This window comes from Enterobacter sp. P82 (assembly GCF_037053385.1).
GTDB lineage: Bacteria > Pseudomonadota > Gammaproteobacteria > Enterobacterales > Enterobacteriaceae > Enterobacter.
The window spans coordinates 25,829-50,805 of the sequence record NZ_JBALHX010000010.1 but is presented as its reverse complement, the minus strand read 5'-3'; the positions used below and the strand labels follow the sequence as shown (position 1 = coordinate 50,805).

The 24,977-nt window shown below is 54.8% G+C and carries 22 protein-coding genes and 4 tRNA genes; 7 read left to right on the top strand and 19 right to left on the bottom strand.

Going from position 1 to position 24,977, the window contains the following annotated elements:
* Positions 1–25: 25 nt before the first annotated feature.
* Positions 26–922, top strand: coding sequence for an EamA family transporter RarD (gene rarD / locus WB237_RS22470; protein ID WP_336216569.1), 897 nt, complete (start codon positions 26–28; stop codon positions 920–922).
* A gap of 43 nt (positions 923–965) precedes the next feature.
* On the opposite strand, the gene corA is transcribed toward rarD, so the two are convergent.
* The 8 genes from corA to lptM form a co-directional block, all read right to left on the bottom strand.
* The gene (gene corA / locus WB237_RS22465) at positions 966–1,916 is read right to left on the bottom strand and encodes a magnesium/cobalt transporter CorA (RefSeq protein WP_008501540.1); all 951 of its coding nucleotides are present in this window, start codon (positions 1,914–1,916) and stop codon (positions 966–968) included.
* A gap of 151 nt (positions 1,917–2,067) precedes the next feature.
* Positions 2,068–2,124: a YsgD/CorL family protein gene (ysgD, locus tag WB237_RS22460; protein WP_212743980.1), complete on the bottom strand. Its 57-nt coding sequence runs from the start codon at positions 2,122–2,124 to the stop codon at positions 2,068–2,070.
* 149 nt (positions 2,125–2,273) lie between these two features.
* Complete coding sequence (gene uvrD, locus WB237_RS22455) at positions 2,274–4,436, bottom strand: DNA helicase II (protein ID WP_114979873.1); 2,163 nt, start codon at positions 4,434–4,436, stop codon at positions 2,274–2,276.
* A 79-nt stretch (positions 4,437–4,515) separates the two neighbouring features.
* A complete protein-coding gene (gene yigB, locus WB237_RS22450; protein WP_134708728.1) occupies positions 4,516–5,232 on the bottom strand; it encodes a 5-amino-6-(5-phospho-D-ribitylamino)uracil phosphatase YigB in 717 nt (238 codons plus the stop codon).
* Positions 5,232–6,134 (bottom strand): tyrosine recombinase XerC, encoded by a 903-nt coding sequence (gene xerC, locus WB237_RS22445; RefSeq protein WP_028018188.1) that lies wholly within the window; start codon positions 6,132–6,134, stop codon positions 5,232–5,234. The genes yigB and xerC overlap by 1 nt, the downstream gene beginning before the upstream one ends.
* Positions 6,131–6,838 (bottom strand): DUF484 domain-containing protein, encoded by a 708-nt coding sequence (locus WB237_RS22440; protein ID WP_336216562.1) that lies wholly within the window; start codon positions 6,836–6,838, stop codon positions 6,131–6,133. The genes xerC and WB237_RS22440 overlap by 4 nt, the downstream gene beginning before the upstream one ends.
* Entirely contained in the window at positions 6,835–7,659 is an 825-nt protein-coding gene (gene dapF, locus WB237_RS22435) for a diaminopimelate epimerase (protein ID WP_108091171.1), read from the bottom strand. Before dapF ends, WB237_RS22440 begins: the two co-directional genes overlap by 4 nt.
* Positions 7,660–7,694: 35 nt before the next feature.
* Positions 7,695–7,898 carry an LPS translocon maturation chaperone LptM gene (lptM, locus tag WB237_RS22430; RefSeq protein WP_028018191.1) on the bottom strand — a complete coding sequence of 68 codons (204 nt, stop codon included), beginning with the start codon at positions 7,896–7,898 and terminating at the stop codon, positions 7,695–7,697.
* Positions 7,899–8,033: 135 nt separating this feature from the next.
* Between lptM and cyaY the strand changes: the two genes are divergently transcribed.
* Positions 8,034–8,354, top strand: a complete 321-nt coding sequence (cyaY, locus tag WB237_RS22425; RefSeq protein WP_028018192.1) for an iron donor protein CyaY — start codon at positions 8,034–8,036, stop codon at positions 8,352–8,354.
* A gap of 42 nt (positions 8,355–8,396) precedes the next feature.
* Here cyaY and cyaA read toward each other — a convergent pair whose 3' ends face one another.
* A complete protein-coding gene (cyaA, locus tag WB237_RS22420) occupies positions 8,397–10,940 on the bottom strand; it encodes a class I adenylate cyclase (protein WP_336216555.1) in 2,544 nt (847 codons plus the stop codon).
* 350 nt (positions 10,941–11,290) lie between these two features.
* Between cyaA and hemC the strand changes: the two genes are divergently transcribed.
* The 5 genes from hemC (at position 11,291) to WB237_RS22395 (ending at position 16,771) form a co-directional block, all read left to right on the top strand.
* Positions 11,291–12,232 (top strand): hydroxymethylbilane synthase, encoded by a 942-nt coding sequence (hemC, locus tag WB237_RS22415; protein WP_336216553.1) that lies wholly within the window; start codon positions 11,291–11,293, stop codon positions 12,230–12,232.
* Positions 12,229–12,969, top strand: coding sequence for a uroporphyrinogen-III synthase (gene hemD, locus WB237_RS22410; RefSeq protein ID WP_129994757.1), 741 nt, complete (start codon positions 12,229–12,231; stop codon positions 12,967–12,969). The genes hemC and hemD overlap by 4 nt, the downstream gene beginning before the upstream one ends.
* Positions 12,970–12,989: 20 nt before the next feature.
* Positions 12,990–14,186, top strand: coding sequence for a uroporphyrinogen-III C-methyltransferase (gene hemX / locus WB237_RS22405; RefSeq protein ID WP_336216551.1), 1,197 nt, complete (start codon positions 12,990–12,992; stop codon positions 14,184–14,186).
* A 2-nt stretch (positions 14,187–14,188) separates the two neighbouring features.
* On the top strand, positions 14,189–15,388 hold the full coding sequence (gene hemY / locus WB237_RS22400) for a protoheme IX biogenesis protein HemY (RefSeq protein WP_114979867.1): 1,200 nt from the start codon (positions 14,189–14,191) through the stop codon (positions 15,386–15,388).
* Positions 15,389–15,559: 171 nt separating this feature from the next.
* Positions 15,560–16,771: an MFS transporter gene (locus tag WB237_RS22395; protein ID WP_336216547.1), complete on the top strand. Its 1,212-nt coding sequence runs from the start codon at positions 15,560–15,562 to the stop codon at positions 16,769–16,771.
* Positions 16,772–17,278: 507 nt separating this feature from the next.
* Here WB237_RS22395 and WB237_RS22390 read toward each other — a convergent pair.
* The 10 genes from WB237_RS22390 to rffA all read right to left on the bottom strand — a co-directional run bounded on the left by WB237_RS22390 (position 17,279) and on the right by rffA (position 24,973).
* Positions 17,279–17,355 (bottom strand) — tRNA-Pro (locus WB237_RS22390).
* A gap of 45 nt (positions 17,356–17,400) precedes the next feature.
* Positions 17,401–17,486: transfer RNA gene (locus WB237_RS22385), tRNA-Leu, on the bottom strand.
* Positions 17,487–17,507: 21 nt separating this feature from the next.
* A tRNA-His gene (locus WB237_RS22380) sits at positions 17,508–17,583 on the bottom strand.
* A gap of 67 nt (positions 17,584–17,650) precedes the next feature.
* A tRNA-Arg gene (locus tag WB237_RS22375) sits at positions 17,651–17,727 on the bottom strand.
* 102 nt (positions 17,728–17,829) lie between these two features.
* Complete coding sequence (gene thrP / locus WB237_RS22370) at positions 17,830–19,215, bottom strand: bifunctional threonine/serine APC transporter ThrP (protein ID WP_114979865.1); 1,386 nt, start codon at positions 19,213–19,215, stop codon at positions 17,830–17,832.
* A gap of 197 nt (positions 19,216–19,412) precedes the next feature.
* Positions 19,413–20,153: a lipopolysaccharide N-acetylmannosaminouronosyltransferase gene (gene wecG, locus WB237_RS22365; RefSeq protein ID WP_336216541.1), complete on the bottom strand. Its 741-nt coding sequence runs from the start codon at positions 20,151–20,153 to the stop codon at positions 19,413–19,415.
* 12 nt (positions 20,154–20,165) lie between these two features.
* Complete coding sequence (gene wzyE / locus WB237_RS22360; RefSeq protein ID WP_336216538.1) at positions 20,166–21,518, bottom strand: ECA oligosaccharide polymerase; 1,353 nt, start codon at positions 21,516–21,518, stop codon at positions 20,166–20,168.
* Complete coding sequence (locus tag WB237_RS22355; protein ID WP_336216534.1) at positions 21,515–22,594, bottom strand: TDP-N-acetylfucosamine:lipid II N-acetylfucosaminyltransferase; 1,080 nt, start codon at positions 22,592–22,594, stop codon at positions 21,515–21,517. The genes wzyE and WB237_RS22355 overlap by 4 nt, the downstream gene beginning before the upstream one ends.
* Positions 22,591–23,841, bottom strand: coding sequence for a lipid III flippase WzxE (gene wzxE, locus WB237_RS22350; protein WP_336216531.1), 1,251 nt, complete (start codon positions 23,839–23,841; stop codon positions 22,591–22,593). Before wzxE ends, WB237_RS22355 begins: the two co-directional genes overlap by 4 nt.
* A gap of 1 nt (position 23,842) precedes the next feature.
* On the bottom strand, positions 23,843–24,973 hold the full coding sequence (gene rffA / locus WB237_RS22345) for a dTDP-4-amino-4,6-dideoxygalactose transaminase (protein WP_336216528.1): 1,131 nt from the start codon (positions 24,971–24,973) through the stop codon (positions 23,843–23,845).
* Positions 24,974–24,977 lie beyond the last annotated feature (4 nt).

Here is a 24,977-nt window from a genome sequence, read left to right as displayed (position 1 = left end):
CACTTTTTTGTAACGGATTTTCCCGATGGATGCTAAACAGACGCGGCAGGGCGTTTTACTCGCCCTTGCCGCTTATTTTATTTGGGGTATCGCACCCGCCTACTTTAAGTTTATCGCTTACGTACCGGCCGATGAGATCCTCACTCACCGCGTCATCTGGTCGTTCTTCTTTATGATCGCGCTGATGAGCCTCAGCCGTCAGTGGTCGGGCGTCAAAACGCTGCTGCAAACCCCGAAGAAAATTTTCCTGCTGGCGCTCTCTGCGGTACTGATTGGGGGTAACTGGCTGCTGTTTATCTGGGCCGTGAATAACCACCATATGCTTGAAGCGAGCCTCGGTTACTTTATTAACCCATTGGTGAACATTGTACTGGGGATGATTTTCCTCGGTGAACGCTTCCGACGTATGCAGTGGCTGGCGGTGATCCTTGCATTCTGCGGCGTACTGGTGCAGCTGTGGACCTTCGGTTCACTACCGATCATCGCGCTGGGGCTGGCGTTCAGCTTTGCGTTCTACGGCCTGGTGCGTAAGAAAATCGCGGTGGAAGCACAAACCGGGATGCTGTTTGAAACCCTGTGGCTGCTGCCGGTCGCGGCAATTTACCTGTTTGGTATCGCCGACAGCGCCACCAGCCACATGGGCAGCAACCCATGGTCGTTGAACCTGATGCTGATGGCAGCAGGTGTGGTCACCACCATTCCATTGCTGTGCTTTACCGGAGCGGCAACGCGCCTGCGTCTCTCCACGCTGGGCTTCTTCCAGTATATTGGCCCGACGCTGATGTTCCTGCTGGCAGTGGTGTTTTACGGCGAAGTGCCGGGGGCGGATAAGATGGTGACGTTCGCCTTTATCTGGGTGGCGCTGGCGATTTTCGTTGCCGATGCCATTTATACCCAGCACAGGACCCGCAGAGGAATGTAGGTGTTTTGTAGGGCGGGTAAGCGCAGCGCCACCCGCCAGATTTTTACAGCCAGTTCCGGCGTTTGAAATAGAGATACGGTGCCAGCCCGGCCAGGATCATAAAGATAATCGCGCCAGGGTAGCCAAAGCTCCACTTCAGCTCCGGCATAAACTCAAAGTTCATCCCGTAGCTCGACGCCACCAGCGTCGGTGGCAGGAACACCACAGATACCACCGAGAAGATCTTGATGATACGGTTCTGCTCGATGTTGATAAAGCCCATCGCTGCCTGCATCAGGAAGTTCACCTTCTGGAACAGGGATTCGTTGTGCGGCAGCAGGGATTCGATATCTCGTAAAATCTCACGCGCCTGTTCCAGCTGACCACCCGGCAGACGTGCTTTGCGCACCAGGAAGTTCAGCGCACGTTGGGTATCCATCAGACACAAACGTACCTTCCAGCCGATATCTTCCAGCTCCGCCAGCGTGGAGAGTGCTTCGTCGTACTCATCACCCTGATGGCCTTCCATGATGACGCGGCTCAGCTTTTCCAGATCGCTGTAGATGTTTTCAATCTCATCCGCCAGCTGTTCAATTTTGGTTTCGAACAGGTCAAGCAGCAGCTCATAGGCGTTGCCGTCCACCATCGCCTGGCTACGGGCGCGCATGCGATAGAGACGAAACGCAGGCAGTTCGCGTTCGCGCAGCGTAAACAAGCGACCATCGCGGATGGTAAATGCCACGGTGGAGTTGCCCGCGTGGTCTTCGGCGTCTTCAAAGAAGAAGAAGGAGTGGATGTGCAGGCCGTCTTCATCTTCAAAAAAACGCGCAGATGCTTCGATATCTTCCAGTTCCGGGCGAGTCGCCAGGCTTTGTCCCAGCTCAGATTGTACGCGAAGGCGTTCATCGTCGTCCGGCTCGACCAGATCCACCCATACGGCATCAATGAGGGGCTGTGACTCTTCGGCTTCAAGCCGAGTCAGTCGGTTATTTTCGAGTTGAAATGCGCTCAACATGACCGGGACTCCCAATGCAAAAAATATCGGACAGTTCGGTGGGCACACAGAAACAAATTGGGTTTCAGACCATTAAACAGCCTGACTCAGCGCGACGGGAATAATGCAAGTCGCTGACAACCACTAAGGCCATCAGCAAGAGGAGATAGCCTTAGGAGTTGTTCCTGGATGACAGGGAATTGAGCCAGTATCTACTGGGTGTGTCCAAGGCGAATGTCCTCTTAGCGTAATCGTGCGCGCATGTTACGCCAGCAATAACTGTGGCGTCAACACGCAACGGGACGCTGAAGGGCATTAATTGACCTTCAATGTATAAGGCTAGCAGATTATTACAAAAAAATTATATTTTTCTGAATGTTAGACTGTTTCCAGCTTCGCATAGGCCGCCACCAGCCATTTGATCCCCTGCCCCTGGAACGCTACCTGCAGGCGGCTATGCTCGCCGCTGCCTTCCAGATTCACAATGGTACCTTCGCCAAACTTCGAATGGCGCACGCGCTGGCCCAGCTTGTAACCGGTGTCGGTTTCCGCAATCGGCGAGCCCATGCGCTGATGGCTGACCGGACGGCTGATGCTCGCTCGCAGACGCACCTCTTCTACGCACTCTTCCGGCAGCTCGCCGATGAAGCGCGACGGACGGTGATAAACCTCTTTACCGTACAGACGGCGTGTTTCGGCGTAGGTTAGCGTCAGCTTTTGCATCGCGCGCGTCACGCCCACGTAGGCCAGACGACGTTCCTCTTCCAGACGGCCGCCTTCATCCAGCGACATCTGGCTCGGGAACATCCCCTCTTCCATACCGACGATAAAGACCTGCGGGAATTCCAGACCTTTGGCGGAGTGCAGGGTCATCAGTTGAACGGCATCCTGCCAGGTATCCGCCTGCCCTTCCCCCGCCTCCAGCGCGGCGTGGGAGAGGAATGCCTGTAGCGGCATCAGGTCTTCGTCTTCTTCGTTGTAGCTGAACTGGCGCGTTGCCGTGACCAGTTCCTCTAAGTTCTCAATACGGGTCTGGCCCTTCTCGCCTTTTTCTTGCTCATACATCGTGCGCAGGCCGGAGTCTTTAATGACCCGGTCGGTCTGCACGTGCAGCGGCATATCGGCGGTTTCCTGCGCCAGAGCATCAATCAGTTCGAGGAAACGCTGCAACGCGCTGGCAGCACGTCCGGCGAGCGCTTTTTCCTGCAGCAGCTCGCGGCACGCCTGCCACAGCGTTAGCTGACGATCGCGCGATGCCTGACGTACGACGTCCAGCGTACGGTCACCGATACCACGGGTTGGCGTATTCACCACACGCTCAAAGGCCGCGTCGTCGTTACGGTTCGCGATCAGGCGCAGATACGAGAGCGCATCTTTGATTTCCTGGCGTTCGAAGAAACGCATACCGCCGTAAATACGGTACGGCATGCCCACCTGCAGCAGCGCCTCTTCCAGCACGCGCGACTGGGCGTTGCTGCGGTAGAGAATGGCGCACTGTTCCAGCGCGCCGCCATTGTCCTGCCAGGTTTTGATGCGGTTCACCACGAAGCGCGCTTCGTCGAGTTCATTGAATGCGCAGTAAATTGAAATCGGTTCGCCATCGACGCCATCGGTCCACAGCTTTTTACCCAGACGCCCGTTGTTATTTTCAATCAGGGCGTTGGCCGCGCTCAGGATGTTGCTGGTTGAGCGGTAGTTCTGTTCCAGACGGATAGTCTGTGCACCGGGGAAATCGTTGAGGAAGCGCTGGATGTTCTCCACTTGCGCCCCACGCCAGCCATAGATGGACTGGTCGTCATCGCCAACGATCATCACCTTACCGGTATCACCCGCCAGCAGGCGAATCCACGCGTACTGGATGTTGTTGGTATCCTGGAATTCGTCCACCAGGATATTGGTAAAGCGTTCGCGGTAGTGCTGCAGGATGTGCGGTTTGTTAAGCCATAGTTCGTGAGCGCGCAGCAGCAGCTCGGCGAAGTCCACCAGACCGGCGCGATCGCACGCTTCCTGATAAGCCTTGTAGACGTTCTGCCAGGTCTGCTCAACCGGGTTACCGAAGCTCTGAATATGGTGCGGGCGCAAACCTTCGTCTTTCTGACCGTTGATGTACCACATCGCCTGACGCGGCGGCCACTGCTTCTCGTCGAGGTTCATCGCCTTGATCAGGCGCTTCAGCAAACGGAGCTGATCTTCGCTGTCGAGGATCTGGAAATCCTGCGGCAGGTTGGCATCCATATGGTGCGCGCGCAGCAGACGGTGCGCCAGGCCGTGGAAAGTCCCCACCCACATGCCGCCCTGGCTGGTACCCATCAGCTGCGCGATACGGTGGCGCATCTCCGCCGCCGCCTTGTTGGTAAACGTGACCGCCATGATGGAGTATGGCGAACAGTTCTCCACGCTCTGTAACCAGGCGATACGGTGAACCAGCACGCGCGTCTTACCACTGCCCGCCCCAGCCAGCACCAGCAGGTTAGTACGCGAGGCCGCTACGGCTTCACGCTGTTTGTCATTAAGGCTGTCGAGCAGGTAAGAAACGTCCATTGGCACCGTCACGTCGTGTCGGGCAGGCGAATATTTCTACTCGCCAAAACCCTGTTAATTTATACAGAACAATTGATGATTATATCAGCGTCGTGAGGGATGCCAACCGCGAAATTTCCACGTGCGGCAGAAGACGGCTATCGGAGGCGATCATCAGGTCAGCGTTTTCCGGTTTGATCCAGCAGGCCTGCATGCCGCAGCGGATTGCACCGGCCACGTCTGTGGTCAGGTCATCGCCTACGTGCAGAATTTCACCCAGCGACAGATTCAGTTTTTCTGCCGCCAGATGATACATATCGCTGAATGGTTTGGAGCGCCCATGCGGGCCGGCACGCAGCACAAATTTGAAGTAATCGCCAAGGCCAAACAGCTCCGGCTGGGCATTACCATTGGTGATCGCCACCAACGGCCATTTTTCGGCCAGAGCAGCCAGCGTGTCGTGGGTTTCCTGTGGCACGTCAATACGGCTACGCCATTTGGCAAAGTTTTCCATCGACGCTTCAGCGCCAATGGCGGCATCACGCGCACTCATGCCGACGTTGAGCATGGCTTGCTCTACCGCACGGCGACGCCATTCGGTCACGTCGTGGTAAATGTCGGGTTCGGTCTCCCGCAGGGATTGACGCAGCTTCTGGAAATCCTTGTTCTGCATCGCCTTCAACGCCGGATGGTAGTTCTGCACAAACGCCAGCGACTCCTGCTCAGTACGCAGAATTACCTCGCGGTTGTCATAAAGGGTGTCATCAAGGTCAAAGGTCAGAGCTGAGATCTGCCCGAGTGGGCGGTAAAAACGCATTATTTCCCCCGTTTGGCGCGTGGATGCGCCGCGTCATACACCGAGGCAAGGTGTTGGAAGTCTAAGTGGGTATAGATCTGAGTGGTCGACAAATTCGCATGGCCGAGCAATTCCTGCACGCCCCGCAGATCACCGCTCGATTCAAGCATATGTGTCGCGAATGAATGGCGCAGCTTGTGCGGGTGAACATGGCTGTTCAGCCCCTGCTTGATGCCCCACTCCGCAAAGCGCTTCTGCACGTTACGCGCTGAGATCCGCTTACCGAGTTTCGACAGGAACAGCGCATCTTCTTCCGCGCCAAACAGCCCACGCAGATCCAGCCAGTGCTCAATCCAGGAGACCGCATTGCGGCCAATCGGCAGACGGCGCTCTTTGCTGCCCTTACCCATCACCCACACTTCGCCGGTGTCCAGGTCGAGATGTTTTAAATCAAGATTGACCAGCTCAGATAGACGCAGACCGGCACCGTACATCACCTCCAGCATTGCGCGGTCACGCACAGCCAGCGGATCGTTAAGGTCGATATCCAGCAGGCGATTCACATCGTCAACGTCGATATTTTTAGGTAAATGGCGCGGTGCTTTTGGTGTGGCAATCCCTTTTGCCGGGTTGGCTTTTAACCCACCCTGGCTGACCAGCCAGTCGAAGAAACTGCGTAATGCAGAGAGCCTGAGAGCCAGACTCGCCGGGCCGAGTCCCTTGCGGCGACTACGTACCACAAAGGCTCGCACGGTTGCAGCGTCACATTGTTGCCAGCTTTTCAGGCCGATCTCTTCGGCAATCTGCATGATGGCATCAAGCTGACGCTGATAGTTCAGTAGCGTAATCGGGCTAAGCTGACGCTCCACACCCAGATAGCGCAGAAAGCGCGTGACGTCAGTGGTGAGCAGTCCGTCCGTCATACGCGCTCAATCCAGCGCTCCAGCAGCTCAGGCAGCATCAGAGCGATCTCTTGTAACAGGTGCGTAGCTTGCCCCTGCTCATAATGATGCGCATCGCGGCTGGTAAATAACATCACGCCCAAATCACCATCGCGCCCCATCAGCGACATCGCCACCGAGCCAATCGCTTTGGCTTCCGGTAATACCACCAGCAACTCAGGTCCGTTTAGCGGCCCCAGGTAGTGGTGCGCGTGGCCCAGACGCTGAATACGCAGTGGTTCGAACGCCTGACGGCTGAGAGCCAGATGAGTAAAACCGGACGGCGCGCCAATGCGCCAGCGGTCAGGGAAAAGACGAATCGTTGCGCCCGCCAGCCCAAGCTCGCGCGCCCAGCGGTGGAAGCGACTCAGGAACTCTTCAAGGCTGTGCGCCGACGCCAGACGCGCCTGCAGATGCAGCAGACGATAGAACAGGCTTTCGTTGGTGCTGGCCTGTTCCATCAGCAGCGTCATGTTCTCTTCGAGCTGATTGATGTGGTTGCGCGAGCGTGCCATGTGCCATTCGACCAACGACACAGTCTCACGAACCGGATGCGGCACGCGCATCTGTTCGACGACGCGTGCATTGCGAATAAAAAACTCAGGATTGCGCAGCAGATAATCAACAACAGCTCTGTCGTCCAGTTCCGTCGCTGTTTCCTGCAGTTCTTCCCCTGGTTGTTTCATAGATGGATAAACCCGTCATAGACATGTGCCGCCGGGCCAGTCATATACAGTGGATGACCCGGTCCTTTCCAGGCGATATCAAGCCGACCACCTGGTAACTCCACGCGAACTTCTTCTGCCAGTAACCCTTGCGAGATGCCGACGGCCACAGCAGCACAGGCACCGCTTCCGCAGGCCTGAGTTTCGCCCGCGCCGCGCTCGTAAACCCGCAGACGGATGTGCTCACGCTTCACCACCTGCATAAAACCAATGTTCGCGCGCTCCGGAAAACGCTCGTGGCTTTCCAGCACCGGGCCGAGCGTTTCGACGGCGGCGGTTTCCACATCATCAACCTGAATCACGCAGTGTGGGTTACCCATCGAGACGACGCCGCACAATACTGTCTGCTCGGCCGCACGCATAATATAGGTCTTTTCCGCTTTGTTTGCGCGGAACGGTACTGCCGAAGGCTCGAAGTTAGGTTCACCCATGTTAACGCGAACCAGTTCGTCATCAGTCACGCTGAGCACCATGCGACCATTGGCGGTGCTGACGCGGATATCACGTTTGTTGGTTAGCCCTTTCAGGCGAACAAAGCGGGCAAAACAGCGCGCGCCATTGCCGCACTGGTTAACCTCGCTGCCGTCCGCGTTAAAAATACGGTAGTGAAAATCGAGGTCGGGATCGTACGGCGGCTCAACAACCAGCAGCTGATCGAACCCCACGCCCAGATGTCGATCCGCCAGGCGGCGGATCAGTTCCGGGGAGAAAAACACATTCTGCGTTACCGCGTCGACGACCATAAAATCGTTGCCAAGGCCATGCATTTTAGAGAACTGCATCATTTGCTCCATTGCGCGGGTACAGAACGTTGTCGTCAGAGATTAACCTGAGTCGGGCCACCGTTGTCGCCACGATCGTTAGTATCTGGCGTAGAAGACTCAATGCCGCTTTGCACAGGTTTCGTCGGCGGCGGTGCGGTTTTATCCGCTGGCGGGAAATACAGTGGTCCTTTCAGTCCACAGCCAGTCAGGCTAAACAGCGTGATGAGAACGGCAAGCGTTCGAAAAGCGTTTTTCATTATAAAATTGCCCGTAAGTTCAAATCTGGTTCTATCATCGCAGGAGAAGACACAAAAGCAAGAGTTTGCCGCTTTCCTGCAACGGGAATTATTTAGCGTTATACTGCCGCCATCACGAAAAACAGGAACAAAACTATGAACGACAGTGAATTCCATCGCCTTGCCGACAACCTGTGGATGACCATCGAAGAACGTCTTGACGACTGGGACGGCGACAGCGATATCGATTGTGAAATCAACGGCGGTATCCTGACCCTGAGCTTCGAAAACGGCAGCAAAATTATTATTAACCGTCAGGAGCCGCTTCACCAGGTATGGCTGGCAGCCAAACAGGGCGGCTACCATTTCGACCTGAAAGACGGTGAATGGGTTTGCGACCGTAGCGGCGTCACGTTCTGGGATCTGCTGGAGCAGGCGGCGACCGCGCAGGCGGGTGAAGTCGTGAGTTTCAGGTAGTTTTGTTGCCCGGTGGCGCTTACGCTTACCGGGCGAAAAGACTCAGGAGAAATACTGCTGCAACAGCGGCGTAGTGTCCTGATTTGCAGGCACAGCAGGCGTGACGGCCTGGGTCCGGAACGGGATCACCTGCACGCGGCCATCAACGTTCACAATCTGGTAGAACTGCGGCAGGTTGAAGTTGATAAAGCTTGAGCCGTAGGTGAAGCGGTCGTGTGAAGAGGAATAGAAGCGGCTGACGTCGCGCACCAGCTCCTCTTTACTGCCTTCACAATGGTGGTAGACCTCAGCACGGTTGGTCTCATCCAGAATGTAGATGTTGAAACCGGCATCGTCGCCCGACTCTTCAAAGAAGAACTGAATAATCCCTTCGCTGGCAAAACCATCCACCACCTGCGGCAGTTTGACGTGGTTGGTTTCCACCTGCACGGACAGGCCATGCAGCTTGTTGTGCGAAATTGCGCCATAAAATTCGATGGCGTTTTCCAGTTTCTGTACCGACACGTTCAGACGTTCAAAGAACAAGCCCCAGGTCTGACCGGAAACACGCAGCGCCTTAAAGCGCCCGGTTTCCTGACGAGTACTGGAGAGGCGCAGTTCAATACATTCAGAGACCAGTTGCTGCACACGAGTACGAATCAACCCGCGCAGGTGCTGGCTGTAGCAGAACACTTCTACGCTGTCCGGCGGCGCGGCATCCTGGTGCATCTTACCGAGAATGGTTTTCAACGCTTCGATCATCGCCTGCTCGCCGTTGAAATGCAGGGTACGCACTTCGTTCCACGAGTTGCGGTACAGCAGGTCAACGCTGCCCACCAGGCAATTTTGCTGCTCACCAAAGCTGAAAACATCCAGCTTGCGGAAATCAAAATGGACCACCTGATTGCGGAAGGCCGCCGTCGGGTCGTATTCCAGGTTGACGATAATCGCCAGATGGCGGATTTCACACGGGCTATAGAGCGCTTTTGGCGTTGGCGCAGGCAGGCGCAGCGGGAAGTGATGGGACACATCCGCTACCATCTCCTGCAGTTTGGCTAAGTCGACGACTTCGTTACCCTTGATGAACAAACGGGTACGTGGAGTCAGCAGGCCGTTAAACCAGGCCCAGGCCACCAGCTTGTTCAGGTAGCGGTTATATTCCAGCGGCTGATGGCTGATGATCGAATCCATGCTTGGCGCACGGTTGTACAGATACCACCCGGTGCGGTTCGCGCGTCCCGGCGGCACATAGATAAACGTCAGATTCGGTTCAGACAGGTCAGGCGAAATCTGCGGGTTAACCAGCGTGACTTTACCTGGCAACGCTTCAAACGCAGCGTACAGTTTACGGGTCAACACCCCGATATCCTGCGGGCTGGCGGAGACGCTGAGATTATTGCGGCGCGCAAAGCGGATCAGGTTACGGTAGCTTTGCATCATCGCATCAAGCAATTCGTTGTGCGCTTCACGCACCTGGTCGATTTTCCAGTTGGCGCGGTTGTCGAGCATGGACAGACGCTCTTCGTCCCATCCCCACTCTTTGACTAACTGACTGACCACTTCACGACGCCAGCCAACGCAGGCGCGTTCGCGGCTCAGTTTTTCACAGACTTTGAGATAGAAACATCGACGCACCAGGTCAAGACGCGTGGTGTCCTCAATGGCATTCAGGTATTCGGTGACGCGTTCGAGCATCATGCAGTAGGCATCAAGTCCGAAGGAGACAATCTCGCCATCGTGCAGACGCTGTTTGATGTCTTTCGCCAGCAGGCGCGGCGTAGGGTATTCCCAGGAGTAGGCTTCGAGCAGCAGCGTTTTCAGCACCGCTTTATATGGGGAGTCAATGCTCTTATAGAGCTGCCAGAGGCTCGCGCCAAAGTACTCTTCGGCCGAGAGGGAGCTCAGGCCGCCCAGATCCAGCCATTCGTTTGGCGTCAGCACGCCCTGCGCATACAGCGACATGACGTAATCGTCGTAATGCTCTTCTTCTTCGCACGGCACCATATTCCAAAGAATACGCTTACCGGCCAGACGAACGGCAGTACGGTAAAATTCATCCAGCAACAAAATGTGCTGGGTCGAGCCGCAGTCCTCACCACCCAGACTGCCGCTTTCGTTATGACGGAAACGGTTTTCATCAATCAGGAAGAAACTCACTTCCACGCCGAGCGACGCAGCCCAGCTCTCCAGCAGGCTGCATTTACGCTGCAGCAGCTGACGCTCTTCGTTATCGAGCCAGGACTGATGGCAGACCCAGATGTCCAGGTCAGAGGAACAGCTTTGCCCTACCGATGAGGTACTTCCCATAGAGTAAACGCCGGTAATCGGCAATTCACCTTTCGGGGACTCCTGCGGCGGCATGCCACGGTAGAGTTCCAGCTCATTCAGATAATGCTGTTGGGTTTCATCAGGCGTGAAAAGGCAAATGCCCTGGGGAACGTTACCGTCAAGGTAACCCGGCATCAGCGGATGGTGATAGTGCAATAATGTCGGCAGCAGACTGTATACCTGCTGGAAAGCAGGGCCCATAGCAGCAAGCGCGCGATCCACACGCAGTTGATTTATGGCATCCAGTCTCTGTTTCAGAGTCTCAATATAGAGGTACAAGACGTATCGCCTGATGTTTCCGGGTGTCGCAAACTATTCAAAACACGAATAACAGCGGACCCGCTGTATTTCAAAAAGATAACCGTTACCCTTTTTCGCCCTTATCATTTTTGGTGGTACCGACGAAAAAATGGTCTAAAACGTGATCAATTTAACACCTTGCCGATTGACCGTAAAGAAAGATGCGCTACATACAAGTGTAGCACCGTTCTGTACGTGTAAATTCCTGAATACGGCTATGGCTGACGAATACGCCGCCTTGTCCCTCTCACTCTTCATCAACCGTAAAACTGCCATCCCAGAGTCAACAATGTTAGGATGGTTAGCGATTGATAATGACGGTAACAAGCATGTTAGACAATGTTTTGAGAATTGCCACACGCCAAAGCCCTCTTGCGCTCTGGCAGGCACATTATGTGAAGCAGCGCCTTGAAGCCTGCCACACTGGATTGCGCGTCGAGCTAGTGCCGATGGTCACGCGTGGTGATGTGATCCTTGATACGCCGCTGGCGAAAGTGGGCGGCAAAGGCCTGTTTGTCAAAGAACTGGAACTGGCATTGCTTGAGAACCGCGCTGATATTGCCGTACATTCGATGAAAGACGTACCCGTCGAGTTTCCGGAAGGGCTGGGTCTGGTGACGATCTGCGAGCGCGAAGACCCGCGTGACGCGTTTGTCTCTAACCACTATGACTCGCTTGATGCGCTGCCTGAGGGCAGTGTGGTTGGCACGTCCAGTTTACGCCGTCAGTGTCAGTTGGCAGAGCGTCGTCCGGACCTGATCATCCGCTCGCTGCGCGGTAACGTCGGCACGCGTCTGAGCAAGCTGGATAACGGCGATTACGATGCCATTATTCTTGCAGTGGCGGGTCTGAAGCGTCTTGGGCTGGAGTCGCGCATTCGTGTGGCGTTGCCACCGGAGCTGTCACTGCCAGCCGTGGGTCAGGGTGCGGTCGGCATTGAGTGCCGTCTGGACGATGCGCGAACCCGCGCCCTCCTTGCCCCTCTGAACCATGACGAGACCGCTATTCGCGTAAAAGCCGAACGTGCGATGAATACCCGCCTCGAAGGAGGGTGCCAGGTGCCGATTGGCAGCTATGCTGAATTAATTAACGGTGAGCTGTGGTTGCGTGCACTGGTTGGCGCACCGGACGGTTCGCAGATGGTACGCGGTGAACGTCGCGGCAAAGCACAGGATGCCGAGCAGCTTGGCGTGTCGCTGGCAGAAGAGTTACTGGATAATGGCGCCCGCGAGATTCTGGCTGACGTTTATAATGGAGAACCCCCTGCATGAGTATTCTTGTCACCCGCCCTTCTCCCGCAGGAGAGCAATTAGTGAGCCGTCTGCGCGCACTGGGGCAGGTGGCCTGGAGTTTTCCGCTTATTGAATTCTCCCCGGGTCGGGAGCTGTCTGTGCTTGCCGACCAGATGAATACCCTTCAGGAAGGTGATCTGCTGTTCGCGCTGTCGCAACATGCCGTGGAATTTGCCCACGCACAGCTGCAACAGCAAGGTCTGACCTGGCCAACCGCCCCCCGCTATTTCGCGATTGGCCGCTCGACGGCGCTGGCTTTGCATACCGTCAGCGGTGCGAATGTGCGTTACCCGTTAGATCGGGAAATCAGCGAAGTCTTGCTACAATTACCTGAATTACAAACTATTGCCGGAAAACGCGCACTGATTTTACGCGGTAACGGCGGACGTGAACTGTTGGGTGAAACGCTGCTGGAGCGTGGAGCTGATGTCACGTTCGTTGAGTGTTATCAGCGCTGTGCAAAACACTACGATGGTGTGGAAGAGGCGATGCGCTGGTACGCGCGCGACATTAATACACTGGTGGTGACCAGCGGTGAAATGTTACAACAGCTTTGGACACTGATACCGCTTTGGTATCGCGAAAACTGGTTACTCCGCTGTCGACTTCTGGTCGTCAGTGAGCGTCTGGCGAACAAGGCCCGGGAACTGGGCTGGCAGGATATTCGGATCGCTGATAACGCCGACAACGATGCGCTGCTGCGCGCATTACAATAACTCTCAAATGGGAAGCCATAATGACGGAACACGATAAATCCTCCGCCGTGGTTGAAGAGACCAGGGAGACTGTGGACGCGACGCCACAGCCAGAGACGAAAGAGAACATCGCTGAGAAGAAAAACGGCAGCAACAAAAAAAGCCTCGCGCTGAGCGCGATTGCCATCGCTATTGCGCTGGCGGCCGGCGTTGGCCTGTACGGTTTGGTGAAACAACAGAGTGCTAACCAGACGGCCACCAGCGACGCACTGGTGAATCAGCTTACCGCTCTGCAAAAAGCGCAAGAGACACAGAAAACCGAACTGGAAGCGGTGATTAAACAGCAAGCAACCGCACTCGCCGATGCGAACAGTAAACAAGAAGAGTTGACCAAACAGCTGGGCGATGTGCAGCAGAAAGTGGCGACGATCTCCGGCACCGATGCTAAAACCTGGCTGCTCTCCCAGGCTGACTTCCTGGTGAAGCTCGCCGGGCGTAAGCTCTGGAGCGATCAGGACGTCACCACTGCCGCCGCATTGCTGAAAAGTGCCGATGCGAGCCTGGCGGACATGAACGATCCAAGCCTCATCACCGCACGTCGCGCGATCACCGAAGACATCGCCAGCCTCTCCGCCGTCTCACAGGTGGATTACGATGGCATTATCCTCAAAGTGAATCAGCTATCGAATCAGATTGATAACCTGCAGCTGGCAGATAACAACGACGACGACTCCCCGATGGATTCCGACGGCACCGAGCTTTCCAGCTCCCTGAGTGAATGGCGTGTGAACCTGCAAAAAAGCTGGCAGAACTTTATGGACAGCTTTATCACTATCCGCCGTCGCGACGAAACCGCCGTTCCGCTGTTAGCGCCGAATCAGGATGTTTATCTGCGCGAAAACATTCGTTCCCGCCTGCTGGTTGCCGCCCAGGCCGTGCCACGTCATCAGGAAGAGACGTACAAACAAGCACTGGATAACGTCTCTACGTGGGTACGCGCTTACTACAATACCGATGATGCGACCACCACCGCCTTCCTCGAAGACATTGATAAACTGAGCCAACAGAACATCACCATGAACGTGCCAGATAAGCTGGAAAGCCAGCCGATTCTGGAGAAGCTGATGCAGACGCGAGTGCGTAATTTGCTGGCACAGCCAGGTGTTCCGGCTGAGCAAACTGGCGGAGCCGCCCCAGTTCCTGCACCCGCGCCAGAAAGCGCACCGCAAGGAGAGTAATGATGCTAAAAGTCCTCTTACTCTTCATCCTGCTGATCGCCGGGATCGTGCTGGGTCCGATGCTTGCCGGTCATCAGGGTTACGTCCTGATCCAGACAGATAACTACAACATCGAAACCAGCGTAACGGGTCTGGTGATCATTCTGATCCTCGGTGTGGTAGTGCTGTTTGCTGTCGAGTGGATCCTGCGCCGCATTTTCCGCACCGGTGCCCACACGCGCGGCTGGTTCGTTGGCCGCAAACGCCGCCGCGCCCGTAAGCAGACCGAACAGGCGCTGCTTAAGCTTGCCGAGGGTGACTATCAGCAGGTTGAAAAGCTGATGTCGAAAAACGCCGATCATGCCGAACAGCCAGTAGTGAACTATTTGTTGGCCGCGGAAGCCGCGCAACAGCGGGGTGACGAAGTCCGCGCTAATCAACACCTGGAACGTGCGTCTGAACTGGCGTCTAACGACCCGATTCCGGTGGAAATTACGCGAGTTCGTCTGCAACTGGCACGCAATGAAAATCACGCAGCACGCCACGGCATCGACCGCCTGCTGGAAATTGCGCCACGTCACCCGGAAGTTCTGCGTCTTGCTGAGCAGGCGTATATTCGGACCGGTGCATGGGGTTCACTGCTGGATATCATCCCATCAATGGCGAAGGCCGAAGTGGGTGATGATGAACATCGTGATGAGCTTCAGCGGCTGGCATGGATTGGCCTGATGGATCAGGCGCGCGCCGATTTGGGCAGCGACGGGCTGAAAACCTGGTGGAAGAATCAGAGCCGGAAAACGCGTCAGCAGATCCCACTGCAGGTGGCAATGGCAGAACATCTTATTGAATGTGACGATCATGACACCGCGCAGGAGATCCTTCTCGACGGTCTCAAACGCCAGTATGACGATCGGCTGGTGATGGTGATCCCACGCCTGAAAACCAACAATCCAGAACAAATTGAAAAAGTGCTGCGTCAACAGATTAAAACCGTCGGTGACCGCCCGCTGCTGTGGAGCACGCTGGGTCAATCGCTGATGAAGCATGGCGAATGGCAGGAAGCGAGCCTCGCCTTCCGCGCAGCACTGAAACAGCGTCCGGATGCGTTTGACTACGCATGGCTTGCCGATACGCTGGACAAGCAGCATAAGCCCGAAGAAGCAGCTGCCATGCGGCGTGACGGGCTGTTGTTGACCCTGCAAAACAACGGTACCCAGCAGTAAATAAACAGGAGGCCAAATGGCCTCCTTTTTTTATCGCCCTTCACCTGCTACATTCTTTGTACCCACATCTGCAAGCGAACCCGCCAATGTAACGATGTCTTTTCATTAACCTTTTTCACACACGTGCACATTCTGCAGCGTGGACTAAATCGTTTTTGAAAGGAAATCTTCATGAACTCGCTTTTGTATGCACTTATTGAAGCGCTGCGCGGCCACCGCTGGCTGCGCCTGCTTGCCTGTGCTTTTATCTTTACTTCGCTGGGAAATGGTTTAACCCAGGTTGTGGTCTTCGGTTTGCTGTTATCGTGGTCAGCCCCGCCAGCACTGCTAACCCTCGCTTTTCTTTTCGCTACGGTACCAGGATTTGTCGGTAGCCTGATCGGTGAAAAGCTGTGCTCGCGCTATTCTCCAATATCTCTGCTGATACTGACCGAAGGACTGGGCTTGCTCGCCCTGCTCTTTCCCTTGTTTGGCGTGGGTTATCACAGCATTGCCGCGTTACTCGCCGTGCAATCCACTGAAGCGCTGCTCAGCGGGATGAGTTGGCCGGCGCTGACATTGCTCTTTAAGCGCGGCCTCAGTGAAGCGGAGCTACCTGCGGCAACCTGTCTGGAAACTGTGATTTTTGCTTCTCAGGTGTTGTTAGGTACGGGACTGGGCGTAGTGCTGTTCCAGAAGACATCCGTGTTTACACTGCTGGCTATTGATGCCGTCAGCTTTCTCGGGTCACTGTTAATGCTGTGGCTGACTGAGCGCCAGTTTTCAGCACCATCACTCCCGTCCCCTGATGAAGAGACAGCGCCTGCGGCGCTACGCTGGCTGACGTTGACCCGTCGGCAAAAACGCAGCCTGCTCATCCTCCCGGCGCTGGCAGCCGTCGGTTCACCGGCGATGGCGCTCCTTCCGGCACTCGCGCAACAGATCCATCCTCAGAATGCGGCGGGTCTTGCTCTGCCTCTGCTTTTCGCGAGGAGTATGGGACAACTTTGCGGCCCCATGCTACTAAAAAGAGACAGCCTGGCGTGCTTTGCTGCCCACACACCGCGAATCATCGTTTGTCTCGGTATCTTTCTGGCCGCTTATGGCATGCTTCCGTTTTTGTCCGGATGGGTGGCCTGTGCGCTGGGGATGATCTTTATCGCACATCTGGCTTCGAATGTTCTCTTTGCGGCTGGCACGTTTGCTGTTCTTAGTAGCTTTGATGCCACGCAAACCGCTTCAGCCAGCGGTAAAGCCTGGCGCTGGCAAACGCTCAGCGCCTCTCTTTTCACTGGCATCGCAGCGATGGTGGCAACCGGGTTTGGCTCAGTACAGGCACTCTATACCGTCTCGTCAGTGGCTCTGCTGACCGTTGCTCTGATCATGTGCTTTTATCGGGAGTAAGACATAAAAAAACGCCTGCTAAAAAAGCAGGCGTTAAAACAGGTCTGTAAGACAACATATTTGGTGCTTCACTCAACGTTGTGTCCATGGTGTTTGATGAGGCCGAAGCGACATCTGTCAGTGGACGATAAGCACCGTAAATGGCTCTGCGTCATTCCTGAGTTTATGAGGCACTAAGGCGAACATAAGAGATGGAATGAGCATCTACACGCATATTATTGCACGTAACGTGCCAACATAACACTCCAAACTTTTACACCGCACAACATTTTAAGATAAAAGGAAATTATGCTGTTAAGCGCCGTCTTAAGCTCTACAACGTATCGGGAAAAGGCGGGTATATGTCGCCAGGAGGAGACAACAAAACCCATAAATAGTTATTTTGTTAATTTTCAATGCGTTGTACGTCGCTGAATTGCGACAATAAAAAAGGACGCTGTCGGGGGATCACTACAGGGATAAAAAGGCGCAGAAAACAAAAAACCCCGCCGAAGCGGGGTTCAAAATTGGTCGGCGAGAGAGGATTCGAACCTCCGACCCACTGGTCCCAAACCAGTTGCGCTACCAAGCTGCGCTACTCGCCGATGTACTGCTTTTTGAATTTTTAGTTCAATTCATTTAAAAAGTCGTGGTGCGAGGGGGGGGACTCGAACCCCCACATCCTAAGGACACTAACACCTGAAGCTAGCGCGTCTACCAATTCCGCCACCTTCGCAATTCACAACTCTTTCAATAATGGGGTGGCTAATGGGATTCGAACCCACGACAACTGGAATCACAATCCAGGGCTCTACCAACTGAGCTATAGCCACCACTGTATTCTTTCACGCGGTACTGACTACTTCTCAGACCACCGCAGCTCTAGCGCCGGGACTAAAATGGCGCGCCCGACAGGATTCGAACCTGAGACCTCTGCCTCCGGAGGGCAGCGCTCTATCCAGCTGAGCTACGGGCGCTTAGCGCCGTTGCGGGGCTGGATATTACGTACCTCCGTCCCCGCTGTCTAGTGCTTTTTTGAAAAAAATGCGCGTTTGGTTATGGTTTGCACATTTTGCCGCTTATTCCTCCACTTTCTGGGTGGTGCCACGGCGGCCCAGGCCAAAAAGCTTATACGCAGCCGTCACTGCTGCCAGGAAGATCAGCCCGACAAACAGCGACATGCGGGTATCGTCATTAAAGTACATTCCGATTAATACGCAAATAAGGAACGCCATCGTTAAATAGTTCGCATACGGGAACAGAATTGAGCGGAACGGATGGCTTTCAATCGCCTTTTTGTGCGCATGGCGGAAACGCAGCTGGCTGATGAGGATAACAAACCAAGGCACCATGCCCGGCAGTACGCTGGCGCTATAGACATAAACAAACACGCGCTGCGGGTTAGGGATGATGTAATTCAGGCAAGAGCCAATTAGCAGAATCACAATAGATACCGCCACACCCGCAACCGGCACGCCAGCACGTGAGACTTTACTCATCGCCGCAGGCAGTTGGTTGTTCTTCGACAGCGCATAAAGCATACGCCCGCAGCTGTACATTCCACTGTTACAGCCTGACAACGCTGCCGTCAGGACCACAAAGTTGATGATACCCGCCGCCGCCGTGATACCAATTTTGGCGAAGGTTAGAACAAACGGGCTTCCCGTCGTGCCAATTTCGTTCCATGGGAAGATGGTGACAATGACGAAGATCGCGCCCACATAGAAGATCAGGATACGCCACAGCACTTTACCCACTGCACTACGCAGCGTAACTTGCGGGTTTTTCGCCTCACCGGCGGTAATACCGATAAGCTCTACACCCTGATACGAGGCCACAACGATACACAGTGCCGTCAGGAAACCCTTCCAGCCGCCAGCGAAGAAGCCGCCGTGTTCAGTCAGGTTGCCAAAACCGATGGCGTGCCCGCCGTTGCCAAAGCCATAGAAAATCACGCCCAGGCCAATCACAATCATCACGATGATGGTGGTAACTTTGATCATCGCAAACCAGAACTCGATTTCACCGTAAAGGCGCACGGCTGCCAGGTTTGCCAGGGCCACCAGCCCCACGGCAATGAGCGCGGGTATCCACTGGACCATGTCCGGGAACCAGAACTGGACGTAAACCCCTATCGCGGTAATCTCTGAGATCCCTACTGCCATCCACATAAACCAGTATGACCAGGCCGTCAGATAGCCGAAGAACGGGCTCATATAACGGTGCGCATAAACGGCGAAGGAGCCGGTTACTGGCTCCAGAAAGAGCATTTCGCCCATCGAGCGCATGATGAAGAAGACAAACAGCCCGGCGATGATATACGCCAGTAATACGGAAGGGCCTGCCCATTTGAGCGTGCTTGCGGAGCCCATAAACAGGCCCACGCCGATAGTGCCGCCCAGCGCTATCAGTTCGATATGACGAGCTTCCAGCCCACGCTGTAGCTCCGGTTTTTTCTCTGCCATAGATCCTCGGTTGTGTCTGCTGTTTCCCGGCTTAAGAGCGGGTATTGTTTTTTAGTGGTACTAAAATACGGTGCGAATGGTTTCTTAAATTCTGCAAAATGGCAAACGATGCATTAAAAAAATAAATGCATTGCACAGATTCGCAGCAGTTTTGCAGGGGAGTTGCAGCGCGAATAGCATATCGCGCTACATTTTGATTACATTTTCCCGGTGTAGTGCCAGGCGAGGTAGCGAAGCAGACGGATCTGTCGTTGAATGCGCGTCGGTTGTGATAGCAGGCGGTACAGCCACTCCAGACCCAGATTTTGCCAAATCTTCGGTGCACGCTTAACGTGGCCAGTAAAGACGTCGTATGTGCCGCCAACCCCCATATAGAGGGCATCCGGACAGACCAGACGGCAGTCACGCATCAGGATCTCCTGGCGCGGGGAACCCATCGCCACAGTGACAATTTTTGCCCCACTATCGCGAACGCGTTCAAACAATGCCTGTCGATCCTCTGGTTTGAAGTACCCATCCTGGCTGCCGACAATATTAACATTCCATTGACGCCGCAGTTTCTCTTCTGTCTGAGCCAGTACTTCCGGCTTGCCGCCAATCAGGAACACTGGCGTACCCTCAGCACCTGCGCGGGCCATGAGCTGCTCCCAGAGATCGGCTCCTGCCACGCGTGAAACATTAGCGCCAGGATACTTTTTACGGATTGAGCGAACCACACTGATACCATCAGCATATTTGAACTCAGCCGCTTCTATCAGGGTTTTGACTTCGGCGTTATCTTCCACCGCCAGCATCTTTTCCGCATTGATGGCCACCAGCGTCCCGGATTTCATTTGGCCGTCGGCAAAAAGAAAATCCAGTGCGTGCTGCATGTCGCGCCAGCCAATAAGCTGCAAACCACGTAGCGCATAGCGCGGTGCAGACGTTTTATCAGTCATTACTATCCTTACTCAGACTTGCGACAGCGTTGTGCTGCCCTGCGGCTCGCGCTTGTGCACAAGCCCTGCACTGTCAAACAGCCAGTACAACAATTTGGCCAGTAACAGGCAGACGCCGAAAATGACCATGAAGAACACCACGCGCGAAACGAATGAGTCCAGCCCTTCGCGCGCCAGAACGATCATATTGAAAATGGCACCAAAGCAGAAACTGTGCAAAATGGCCGCTTTATAGCGGTTGGTCTCTTCATTACCACGCACGTAAAGCCAGTCGAACCACTTAATAATCAACCCTACGGCAACGGCCCCGGGCAGAATGAACCACGCCCCACCCATCACTACCAGAGAGCCAATCAGCGTTGGCGAGATGGCCAGTCCGGAATGGTTGTTCAGTACTTCCCAGGTAAAATAGTTCGCGGTATTGAGCACCACGCCAGGACGGTCCGGCCATAGCCAGGAAGGGATAAAGACGTAGAAGTCGCGAACGATTGGCGCCAGGCCCTGGAAATCAATCTTGTCGTAGTTTTGCAGCAGTAATGCCAGGTTTTCCCACGGTGAGAACGTATCACGCGTCAGGTAGAGGAACGTGTAAAACGCTTCATCACCCGCCACATTCATCCCATAGCGCTTCAGTGCCAGCCAGAACATCCCGACAATGCCAAACACCCCAGCCGCCACCAGCATCCACAACGAGATCCAACCGCGAATGATGCCGATAAACAGGAAGATGGCGAAGGCGATAATGATGTTCGCACGCGTACCGCCCACAATCATGTAGGTCAGAATGCCGAACGCGACGGTGCTGACCAGGAAGAACAGCCACGCTTTGCTGTCCTGGCGCAGGAAGAAGATCACCAGCATTGCCGGGATGAAGAAGTAGAAGAAACGCTTAAGCGCCACGCCTGAGACTTCGGCCGAAAAAATCTGGCTGTAGGAGTGCAGCTTAAACAGCAGGAAGCCGTTATGCATGAAGAAGATACCAACACTGACCAGAGCGATGGTCATTAGCATCACCCATGTCAGGTGGGTCTCCACCCTGTTCATGGTAAAAAGCACCCGGCGTGGTTCGGTTGCCTGGGCTGAACGCAGCCGCGTTTTATAGGTGACGTAGTAAACTGCATAGAAACAGGTTGCAGCCAGAAGTGCCTGGAGCAAAATTTCTGGTGGCGCGACGCTCACGTCGAAGCGGAAGACCAGAATGCTGGTTAGCGGGAAACCGAAAAAGAACGTCAGCAAAAACAGTAATGAGAAGAAGACGTTAAAGTTGAAACGCACACGGCGGAATTCGAACCAGGTGAGCGTGGCGATAAACAGTGTGCTCAGGAGCCAAACGACCAGCAAACCGCTGAATTGCAACTGGCTCATGCTTTGTCTCCTGCAGCGATACGCAGCGCACGGTGCCACGGCGAGAGGTAGTTCGGGCTAAAGAAGTCGATGGAATTCTTATCCACCAGCGCCAGTTGTCGCTGTGCTTCCCGAACAACCTCTTCATTAAGCACATCGGTGGTAAACAGCACCGGTAGATTCTGCTCGACCATATCTTGCCAGAACGGATTATCGCGATTAAGTACACAGGGGATCCCGGCCTGAATCAGCAGACACAGTGTGCCAATCCCCTGCTGGCGGGCAAAGATAAAATACCCGAGATCGCATTTCCTCAGCAGCGCAAGGTACTCATCAAATTCCAGCTTATTATCGAGAATTTGCAAATTCCCGGCGCTGAATAACGCCAGCCCCTGTTGGCGAACCTCGTCGATATAGGCGTCGTTGTTGAGGGGGTAACCCATCGGGACAACCACATTGACGGTATCGCCAAATTGCTGATGAACAGCCCTGAGCGCGGCAGCATGTTCGTTGCTGCGATCGCCAGAGTTACCGACCAGAATCGTCAGTTTCCCCTCCCGTGGCGTGTCGGTCCCCATAGTGTTCAGCGCCGGATTCATTCGGGTCGGGAAATAGAGCAATTCGCCGCGCACGTCAGGATGCTGTTTCGCAAAATAATTCAGATCGCCTCGGGTGGCAAAAACACAGCCCACGCGTCCCTGCGCCATGCGACGCAGCGGGTAGAAAAACCGGAATTTCCAGCCGCGGGAAACCTCGTAAAGATCGGCCCCCCAGATATGCCAGCTGCACTGGGAGGGTTTAATTCCGCCGCTTAACAGTGCCAGCCACAGACCGGTATTAAACTGCCCGTGGAAGAAGAAGCGTTGCTCACGATCCGCTTTGGCTTTGGCAACGACCGCCTTCGCCAGCGTGGCCTTATCCGGCCAGAATTCGATTGTCAGCGCCGGAAACGCCTCGCTCAGGCCCTTATCCTGACCTGCAACCATAAATTCACGTGCATCAGGATCACCCGATGCCAGCTCATCGTTAAAGAACCGCAAAACGGTCTGGTTATGGTGTGGGATATCCGATCCCAGGATGTGAATCAGTGCAGTCATGCGCGTTTACGCCAAAGTAAAAATACGCCGCAACAGGCAGCAAAATAAACGATATAGGTTGCCATGTAGGCCTGAGCCGCTCCCAGCGCCCCGTGTGCGGGGATCAGCCAGTGCGAGAACGCCGTCAGGAGCGTAAACTGGCTAATCTCAGCCAGGATATACAAACGCAGCGAGGCTTTCGCAATCACCAGATAGCCAAAAACGTAAGCCCCCACTTTCAGTACATCCCCCACCAGCTGCCAGGCAAAGAGATCGCGCATGGCGGTAAACTTTGTCGAGAAAAGCAGCCAGATGGCAACATCGCGCAATAACCAGACGGTAAAACTCGCAGCCGCAACAGCCGGCAACACAAAGCGCAGAGATCGAAAAATCTCCCGGGTAATATCCTGCCTGGACGTCAGGCGCGATAAGGTTGGCAGTAAATAAACACTAAAGGAAGCCGTTATAAACTGGAGGTAGGCATCGGAGATACTGCTTACACCCTGCCAGATCCCGACCTCATCCCAGCTATAATGCGCCGCCAGCAGGTTTCGCATCATCACGTAGGCCACGGGTAACGTGACGGAGGTGATGAGCGCCATCAGAGTAAATTTACCCAGTTGGCTGGCAAGAACCTTGTCCCATTGAGGTTTCAGGTAGCTCAGAGGGATGACGCCACGACGCATTAGCATAAACGCGGCAGGAACAACAACCAGCGCCGGAACCAGCGCCAGCCCCAGCAGTGCGCCTTCATAACCTCCCAGGCGGTAGCAGAAGTAATAGGCAATCACGCCGATGATGCTACCCAGAATGAGCGCAAGCGCGTTCCCGGCGGCATCACGGAATCCTTTCATCAGCGCCAGCAGCAGATTAGCCCAGGCAATCCCCATCTGAACCAACGCAACCAGACGCACCAGCCCCTGGTAATGGGTGTGCCCGAACAACCCCTGGCTGATGGGCGCTGCCGCCAGCAGAAAGATAATCGCCATCAGGGTTGAAAACCCCGTGACTATCGCCGAGGAGGTGCCCACCACCCTGCGAAGCTGAGCCGCATTATCGTGATACTGCGCAACGTATTTGGTCACGCCGTTGAAGATACCGGCACCGGCCAGCACCCCAAGGACAGTAACAAGCTGGCGGAAATTACCTGCCAACCCCACACCTGAAGGGCCAAATGAAACGGCCAGCAGCTTGACGACCAACAGCCCGGCGCCAATTTTTACAAGTGTGGACGCGGCGGTCCACACCGATGCTTTTGCCAGAGACATATCAGCCGAAATAACTCAGAAGGGTATTAATCACCGTACGCTGGTTAACTGGCGCGAGGTTGTAGAAGAGTGGTAAGCGAAGCAGACGCTCACTTTCTTTGGTGGTGTAACGATCTTCACCTGCGAATACCCCAAACTCCTCACCCGCCGGGCTGGAGTGCAGCGGAATGTAGTGGAACACCGCCATAATTTCGGCTTCTTTCAGCCAGGCAATAAGCTTGCTGCGATCGTCGTTATCGCGCAGCTTAATGTAGAACATGTGCGCGTTGTGTACGCAATCAGTTGGGATGGTTGGCAGTTCAATACGCCCGGCTTTTGCCAGAGGCTCAAGCGCATCGTAATACGTTTGCCAAAGGGTCAAACGCTGGAGGTTGATACGTTCCGCTGCTTCCAGCTGCGCCCACAGATAGGCCGCTTGCAGATCCGCCATCAGATAGCTTGAGCCAATATCGCGCCAGGTATATTTGTCGACCTGGCCACGGAAGAACTGGCTACGGTTGGTGCCTTTTTCGCGGATCACTTCCGCACGCTCCACCAGAGCCCGGTCATTAATCAGCGTCGCACCACCTTCTCCACCTGCGGTGTAGTTTTTGGTTTCGTGGAAGCTAAAGCAGCCAATATGGCCGATAGTCCCCAGCGCGCGCCCTTTGTAAGTGGACATCACGCCCTGAGCGGCATCTTCCACCACAAACAGGTTATGTTTTTTGGCGATCGCCATGATGGTGTCCATTTCACAGGCCACACCCGCGTAGTGAACTGGAACAATTACGCGTGTTTTGTCGGTGATTGCCGCTTCAATCAGCGTCTCGTCAATATTCATGGTATCCGGGCGGATATCCACAAAGACGATTTTCGCTCCGCGCAGAACAAACGCGTTCGCTGTGGAAACGAAGGTGTAGCTCGGCATAATCACTTCATCGCCAGGCTGGATATCCAGCAATAGTGCTGCCATTTCCAGTGATGCTGTACAGGACGGCGTCAGCAGGACTTTGGCACTGTGAAAACGCTGTTCCATCCACTGCTGGCAGCGACGGGTAAACCCACCATCACCGCAGAGTTTGCCGCTGCCCATAGCAGACTGCATATAGTCAAGTTCAGTTCCCACGACGGGTGGTGCGTTAAATGGAATCATCTTG

What these genes read in the sequence shown, in the direction of transcription:
- rarD (WP_336216569.1), top strand. Translation starts at nt 26, where the DNA reads ATGGATGCTAAACAGACGCGGCAGGGCGTTTTACTCGCCCTTGCCGCT.
- corA (WP_008501540.1), bottom strand. Translation starts at nt 1,916, where the DNA reads ATGTTGAGCGCATTTCAACTCGAAAATAACCGACTGACTCGGCTTGAA.
- uvrD (WP_114979873.1), bottom strand. Translation starts at nt 4,436, where the DNA reads ATGGACGTTTCTTACCTGCTCGACAGCCTTAATGACAAACAGCGTGAA.
- yigB (WP_134708728.1), bottom strand. Translation starts at nt 5,232, where the DNA reads ATGCGTTTTTACCGCCCACTCGGGCAGATCTCAGCTCTGACCTTTGAC.
- xerC (WP_028018188.1), bottom strand. Translation starts at nt 6,134, where the DNA reads ATGACGGACGGACTGCTCACCACTGACGTCACGCGCTTTCTGCGCTAT.
- WB237_RS22440 (WP_336216562.1), bottom strand. Translation starts at nt 6,838, where the DNA reads ATGAAACAACCAGGGGAAGAACTGCAGGAAACAGCGACGGAACTGGAC.
- dapF (WP_108091171.1), bottom strand. Translation starts at nt 7,659, where the DNA reads ATGCAGTTCTCTAAAATGCATGGCCTTGGCAACGATTTTATGGTCGTC.
- lptM (WP_028018191.1), bottom strand. Translation starts at nt 7,898, where the DNA reads ATGAAAAACGCTTTTCGAACGCTTGCCGTTCTCATCACGCTGTTTAGC.
- cyaY (WP_028018192.1), top strand. Translation starts at nt 8,034, where the DNA reads ATGAACGACAGTGAATTCCATCGCCTTGCCGACAACCTGTGGATGACC.
- hemC (WP_336216553.1), top strand. Translation starts at nt 11,291, where the DNA reads ATGTTAGACAATGTTTTGAGAATTGCCACACGCCAAAGCCCTCTTGCG.
- hemD (WP_129994757.1), top strand. Translation starts at nt 12,229, where the DNA reads ATGAGTATTCTTGTCACCCGCCCTTCTCCCGCAGGAGAGCAATTAGTG.
- hemX (WP_336216551.1), top strand. Translation starts at nt 12,990, where the DNA reads ATGACGGAACACGATAAATCCTCCGCCGTGGTTGAAGAGACCAGGGAG.
- hemY (WP_114979867.1), top strand. Translation starts at nt 14,189, where the DNA reads ATGCTAAAAGTCCTCTTACTCTTCATCCTGCTGATCGCCGGGATCGTG.
- WB237_RS22395 (WP_336216547.1), top strand. Translation starts at nt 15,560, where the DNA reads ATGAACTCGCTTTTGTATGCACTTATTGAAGCGCTGCGCGGCCACCGC.
- thrP (WP_114979865.1), bottom strand. Translation starts at nt 19,215, where the DNA reads ATGGCAGAGAAAAAACCGGAGCTACAGCGTGGGCTGGAAGCTCGTCAT.
- wecG (WP_336216541.1), bottom strand. Translation starts at nt 20,153, where the DNA reads ATGACTGATAAAACGTCTGCACCGCGCTATGCGCTACGTGGTTTGCAG.
- wzyE (WP_336216538.1), bottom strand. Translation starts at nt 21,518, where the DNA reads ATGAGCCAGTTGCAATTCAGCGGTTTGCTGGTCGTTTGGCTCCTGAGC.
- WB237_RS22355 (WP_336216534.1), bottom strand. Translation starts at nt 22,594, where the DNA reads ATGACTGCACTGATTCACATCCTGGGATCGGATATCCCACACCATAAC.
- wzxE (WP_336216531.1), bottom strand. Translation starts at nt 23,841, where the DNA reads ATGTCTCTGGCAAAAGCATCGGTGTGGACCGCCGCGTCCACACTTGTA.
- rffA (WP_336216528.1), bottom strand. Translation starts at nt 24,973, where the DNA reads ATGATTCCATTTAACGCACCACCCGTCGTGGGAACTGAACTTGACTAT.